Raw genomic sequence first — 6,121 nt, forward strand, 5'->3', positions numbered from 1 at the left:
GCCCGGCCTGGCCGCATCGCCTCCCCCGATCGTCGTCACCTCACGGGGGCGCGTGGCCGCGCGCCGCACGGCCCCCGACGCCCCCGCGATGCTCTTCTGACGCGGGCGACCCGCCCGCGCGGGGTCGCCCGCGTCGCGGATCAGCTGGCGACGTCTGCGGCCTGACGGCCCGAGATCTCCTCGAGCAGGTCGTCGTCGGGACGCACGTCCTCGAACGGCGCCTCGATCTCGGCACGGTCGAGCAGCTCCGTCATCCGACGGCGACGCTGACGGGTCACGAGCGTGACCACCCTTCCCTCGCGGCCGGCACGGCCGGTGCGGCCCGAGCGGTGCAGGTACGTCTTGTACTCGTCGGGAGCGTCGGCCTGCACGACGAGGTCGATGTCGTCGACGTGGATGCCGCGCGCGGCGACGTCGGTCGCCACCAGCACCTTCACACGACCCGAGGTGAGCTTCTCGAGGTTCCGCGTGCGCTTGGACTGGTTGAGGTCGCCGTGCAGTGCGAGCGCGGCGATGCCCGCGTCTTCGAACTGCTCGGCGAGCATCTCGGTGTAGGCGCGCGTGCGGGCGAACACCAGCGTCTTGCCCTCGCGGTCGACGAGCGAGCGCAGGATCTCGGCCTTGTCACGGTGGTCGACGACCAGCACGCGGTGGTCGATCGTGCCCGAGTCCTGATCTTCGCCCGCGACCTCGTAGACGGCGGGCTCCACCAGGAACTCGTCGACCAGGGCGGCGACCTCGCGGTCGAGCGTGGCGCTGAACAGAAGCTTCTGACTGTCGTCCGCCGTCAGACGCAGGATGCGCTGCACCGGCTCCAGGAATCCCAGCTCGCACATGTGATCGGCCTCGTCGAGGACCGCGATCTGCACCTGGGACAGGTCGAGCTTGCCCTGGCGCTCGAGATCCTCGATGCGGCCCGGGGTGCCGATGACGATGTCGACGCCCTTCTTCAGCGCACCGACCTGACGCGCCTGCGGGACGCCGCCGTAGATCTGCGTGGTGAACAGGCCCACGCTCCGCGCGAGCGTCTGCACCGTGCGGTCGATCTGCAACGCGAGTTCGCGCGTCGGAGCCATGATGAGTGCCTTCGGCGCGCGACCGAATTCACGCCGGGTGCCCGCCTGCGAGCGCAGCACCGACTCCACGAGCGGAGCGCCGAAGGCGATCGTCTTGCCCGAACCGGTGCGGCCGCGCGCGAGCACGTCGCGACCCTCGAGGATCGGGGCAACCGTGGCGGCCTGGATGGGGAAGGGCTTCTCGGCGCCGAGTTCGGTCAGTCGCGTGACGATGTTCTGGCCGAGACCGAGATCGGCGAACGTCGCGTCGGCGATGTTGTCGGCCTGGATCGCTTCGGCCTGCAGCCGCTCGTGCACGACGTCGACATGAGCATCGCGCGCCGTGTCGCGCGACGGTGCCGCCTCCCGGCGCGGGCGGTCGTACCCCCGGTCGTCCCGACGCGGGCGGTCGTCACGGCGCGGACGCTCGAAGGCGCGGTCGTCACGGTCGTCCCGGCGCGGGCGCTCATCGCGGTCGCTCTGACGCGGACGGTCGTACCGCCGGTCGTCCTGGCGCGGACGGTCGTACCCCCCGGCGCGATCATCACGGCGGGTGCGATCGCCGCGATACCCACCGGCGCGGTCGTCGCGGCGCAGACGCTCGGATCGGTCGCCCTGCTGTCGACGGTCGTACCCGCCGGAGCGGTCATCGCGGCGCGAACGGTCGTACCCGCCGTCACGGCCGTAGCCACCGGCACGCTCGTCACGGCCGTAGCCGCCCGCACGCTCGTCACGGCGCTCGTAGCCGCCGGAGCGGTCGTCGCGGTTCCGTCGGTCGTAGCCACCGGCACGGTCGTCACGGCGCGGGCGGTCCTCGCGGTACCCACCGGCACGGTCGTCACGGCGCGGGCGATCCTCACGCGAGGGTCGATCATTCCCGGCACGGCTGCGTATGCCGCGGGCTTCATCTCGGGCGACCCTCTCCTGAGCGGTCCAACGACGCTTGGGGGTCGAGCCCTCCTCCGCCGCGCGGTAGCCGCGGTGACCGGGGCTCCGGCTGCCCGTCGTGCCCGAAGAGGACTCGCCGGGACGACGCTTGCGGTCCTGGTAGGAGGTCTTCGCGCCGTATCGGGGTTCGAAGTTCTTCGCGGGGCGTCCGCCCTGCGGTTTCTTGTTCTTGGGCATGGTGATGCCTTTCGCCAGTGATCGCACGAGAAACAGCTTCCGCTCATGACGGATCACCCGGTCAACCGGGGCCATTTCGATGATGGTCATGCACGCCGGGTCGGCGCCCATCATCGGCCCCAAGGACTTCACACACCGCCCGCGAACAGATCATCGCAGTGTCCAGAGCCGACCGATCAACACTACCGGGAGATACCTGGGAGCCACCAGGACACGAATTCATAACATGGAATTAGCGCAAGACGTACATTTCCGCGCAGGCATTTCAATAATGTTGTCTCATGACCTCTGCCGCCCTCGCCGCCTTCGACGCGCCGGAACGACTCAAACCCGTCTCACCGACGCTCGCCGAAACGATGACGTCTCGGGCGCGCCTTCACTCTGCTCACCGTTTCGGGAGCATGGCGATGGCAGTTCTCGCGATCGGTGTCGTGACGGCGATCCTCACCACCAAGGAAACCACCTGGTGGACGCTGCACTTCTCGCAGCTGGGTACGGTCGGCGATTTCTCCGCGCGCACCTTCAACACCACCGTAATCGTCTCGGGCTCACTCCTCGCCGTCTACGGTGTCGTGATCGGTATGACCCTGCCCGCCACCACCGGCCGCCACACGCGCCGCGGACTGCGCGGGTCGCTCATCACCGCCGGCCTGGCGATGACGGTCGTGGGTCTCATCCCGATTCCGGTCAGCGTGGTCATGCACGACCTCGCCGCCTCCACCCTCGGCCTGTCCTTCCTCTCCCTCGTCGCGTGGAGCCTCGGCCTGCCCGGTCTGCCTCGCGTGTTCCGCCGCTTCACGCTCGTGTTCGTGATCGTGCTGGCCACCGGCATCGTCGTGCTCACCGCCGGATTCATCACGCTCGCGCTGTTCGAGTTCACCGCCTTCTCGGTCGTCGGATGCTGGCTCGTCTCACTCCCGCGCGTCCTGCGTACGCAGGCCGAACTGACTGACGCCGTCGCTACGGAACACGTCGAGGCGGAGCCGGAGACCGCCGCCGTGTCCGAGGTGCCCGCCACCCGCGTCGTGCAGCCGCGCCGTCGTCACCGTCTCGCTCGCGCCGTGCGCCCCGCCCGCCGCAGCCCGATCACCGCGCGCACGACGGAGTCGGAACGCAGCCAGCTCGCCGACCCCGTCGGCGTCACCCGCCCCGCCGTCCGTGCTCCGCGCGCCGGCCGCATCGCCCAGCGGATCCCGACGACCGGACCGACCGCCCACCGCCGCCCGACCGCGACCGAACGCGCGGCACGAGTCACGATCCCGCTTCGTCGCACGATCCGGTTGCGTGACGACGACGACGCGATCACGCTGGCGGCGTGATCGCCCACCGTTCCTCGTGGTGATCGAACCGCCGTCGCGGTCATCGATCCCGCCGTCGCGGTGAGCGATCAGCCCTCAGTCGCGGCGATCGCCGTCGGCTGACTCCTCGCCGCCCTCATCGCCCGCCGAGGGCTCGAGCTCGTCCTCCGGTTCGGCCGCCTCGGCCCGATCGTCACCGGAGTCGTCCGCTGCGGCCTCTGGGGCGGGCGCATCGGAGGGCACCTCGACATCGGGCGCCTGCTCGACGGGCGGCACGTCGTCGGACGTCTCCGCAGGCACGGCCGGAGCCGCATCATCGAGCGCGTCCGCGAACGTCGGGTCGGCCGCGTCGGCCGCGGCCGCCGGGGCCGGCGCATCGGCCGGCGTCTCGACATCGGGCGCCTCTTCGATCATCGGCACATCCACCTCGGCGACCTCCGACGCGGTCGCGGCCACAGCGTGACGCTCGCGACGCTCGCGACGCGTCTCGAAGACGCCGTCGGCCGCGCCGGGGCCGGCGCCCACGAGAGCGGGTTCGGCATCGCGGTCGGCGGCATCCGTCGAACCGGCCTTCGCCGCGCGACGGGCCAGGCGCCGCTCCTTCGCGCCTTCGACGAGGTTGTAGAGGGTCGGGAGCACGAGCAGGGTGAGCACCGTCGACGAGACGAGACCGCCGATCACGACGATCGCGAGCGGCTGCGAGATGAAGCCGCCGTGTCCGGTGATGCCGAGCGCCATCGGCGTGAGCGCGAAGATGGTCGCCAGCGCCGTCATGAGGATGGGGCGCAGGCGTCGCGCGCCGCCCGCGACGGTGGCGTCATGCGCCGACAACCCCTTCTCGCGGTACTGATTCACCAGGTCGACGAGCACGATCGCGTTGGTGACGACGATTCCGATGAGCATCAGCACGCCGATCAGCGACGAGACGCCCAGCGGCACGCCGGTGGCGATCTGCAGCAGGATCGCGCCGGTGGCCGAGAACGGCACCGACACCAGCAGCAGCAGCGGCTGCCGCAGCGACTTGAAGGTCGCGACCATGACGATGTAGACGATCAGGATCGCCGCAAGCAGTGCGAGACCGAGCTGCGCGAAGGCGTCGGTCTGCTGGGTGACGACGCCGCCGAGCTCGGCGTCGGCGCCCTGCGGCAGTTCGAGGTCGTCCAGCGCGGTGGTCACGGTGGCCGTCGCCGCCGTGAGGTCGTCCGTCGACGGTGTGACCGTGACGGTCGCCGTGCGCTGCCCGCGCTCGGTGGTGATCGAGGTCGGACCCTCGGTCTGCTCGACCGACGCGATCTCCTCGAGCGCGATCGGCCCGGTCGCGGTCGGAACCTGCAGGTCGCGCAGCTCCTCGAGGGTCGCGGGCGGGTCGGGGGCATCGAGGTAGACGGTGACCGCGGTGTCATCGATCTCGATCGAGCCGATCGACTGCGGCTGCATGGTGTTGGACACCAGGGCGCCCACGGCGACCTCCGACAGGCCGCTCTCGGCGGCCGCATCCCGATCGACCACCACGGCGATGTAGGGCAGCGACGCCGACAGGTTGCTGGCCACCTGGCTGATGCCGTCGAGATCGGTGGTCGCGGCGACGACGTCGTCGGTCGCCTCCTGAAGCGTCGCGGAATCGGGGGCGGTGACGTCGATCTCGATGTCGCTCGAGCCGAACCCCCCACCGCCGGCTGCGGACACGACGATGTCGCCGGCATCCGTGAGGTCTCCCACCGCGTCGGTGACCTCTTCGCGGAGAGCCACCTGGTCGGCGTCCTCGTCGGTGGTGACCGAGTAGGTGATGCCAGCGCCGCCCCCGGAGAACGCGTCGTTCAGCGACGAACCGGTCGTGCCGATCGAGACCTGCACGGTGTCGATGCCGTCGATGTCGGCGAGGGCGTCCTCGACCTGCTCGGCGGCGGCCGCCTCGGCCTCGAGGCTCGGGGCCGCACCGATCGTCTGGCTGATCGTGAAGGTGTTCTGGCCCGAGTCCCCGAGGAAGTTCGTCTTCATGAACGGGGCGGCCGCGACCGTTCCTCCCAGCACGAGCGCCGCGAGGGTCAGCGTCACCCACGAGTGGCGCAGCGTCCAGCGCAGGACCGGCAGGTAGCCCTTCTGCAAGCGGGTCGGCGGAGCCGCAGGATCTTCGGGATCGATCGCCCGGCCCTGCTCGTCGAGCACCGGCTTGCCGGGCTTGAGGAACCAGTACGCCAGCACCGGCACGATCGTGAGGGCGACCAGGAGCGAGGCCAGCATGGCGATCGTGACCGTCAGCGCGAAGGGGCGGAACAGCTCCCCGGTGATGTCGCCGACGAACGCGATCGGCAGGAACACCGCGACCGTGGTGATCGTCGACGACGTGATCGCCGATGCGACCTCGCGCACGGCCAGCAGGATCGACGACTTCTTGTCGGCGTCGCCGACGTAGTGGCGCTTGATGTTCTCGATGACCACGATCGAGTCGTCCACGACGCGCCCGATCGAGATGGTGAGGGCGCCGAGGGTGAGGATGTTCAGCGAGTAGCCGAAGGTCTGGATGCCGATGAAGGTGATGAGCACGCTCGTCGGGATCGAGATCGCGGTGACGAGAGTCGAGCGCACCGACAGCAGGAAGACCAGGATGACGAGCACCGCGAAGACGAGGCCCAGCATCCCCTC

General features: G+C 70.2%; 3 protein-coding genes. 1 reads left to right on the forward strand and 2 read right to left on the reverse strand.

Going from position 1 to position 6,121, the window contains the following annotated elements; genetic code table 11:
• Positions 1 to 140: 140 nt before the first annotated feature.
• Entirely contained in the window at positions 141 to 2,180 is a 2,040-nt protein-coding gene (locus B4E30_RS00005) for a DEAD/DEAH box helicase (RefSeq protein ID WP_286792964.1), read from the reverse strand.
• A gap of 281 nt (positions 2,181 to 2,461) precedes the next feature.
• Here B4E30_RS00005 and B4E30_RS00010 point away from each other — a divergent pair, with 281 nt between their 5' ends.
• Entirely contained in the window at positions 2,462 to 3,499 is a 1,038-nt protein-coding gene (locus tag B4E30_RS00010; protein ID WP_286792962.1) for a DUF998 domain-containing protein, read from the forward strand.
• 75 nt (positions 3,500 to 3,574) lie between these two features.
• On the opposite strand, the gene B4E30_RS00015 is transcribed toward B4E30_RS00010, so the two are convergent.
• Positions 3,575 to 6,121 (reverse strand): efflux RND transporter permease subunit (locus B4E30_RS00015; protein WP_286792963.1); only part of this gene is annotated, 2,547 nt, incomplete at its 5' end.

The sequence above is a fragment of the Microbacterium sp. UBA3394 genome (assembly GCF_002358725.1).
GTDB lineage: Bacteria > Actinomycetota > Actinomycetes > Actinomycetales > Microbacteriaceae > Microbacterium > Microbacterium luteum.

What these genes read in the sequence shown, in the direction of transcription:
- B4E30_RS00010 (WP_286792962.1), top strand. Translation starts at nt 2,462, where the DNA reads ATGACCTCTGCCGCCCTCGCCGCCTTCGACGCGCCGGAACGACTCAAA.
- B4E30_RS00005 (WP_286792964.1), bottom strand. Translation starts at nt 2,180, where the DNA reads ATGCCCAAGAACAAGAAACCGCAGGGCGGACGCCCCGCGAAGAACTTC.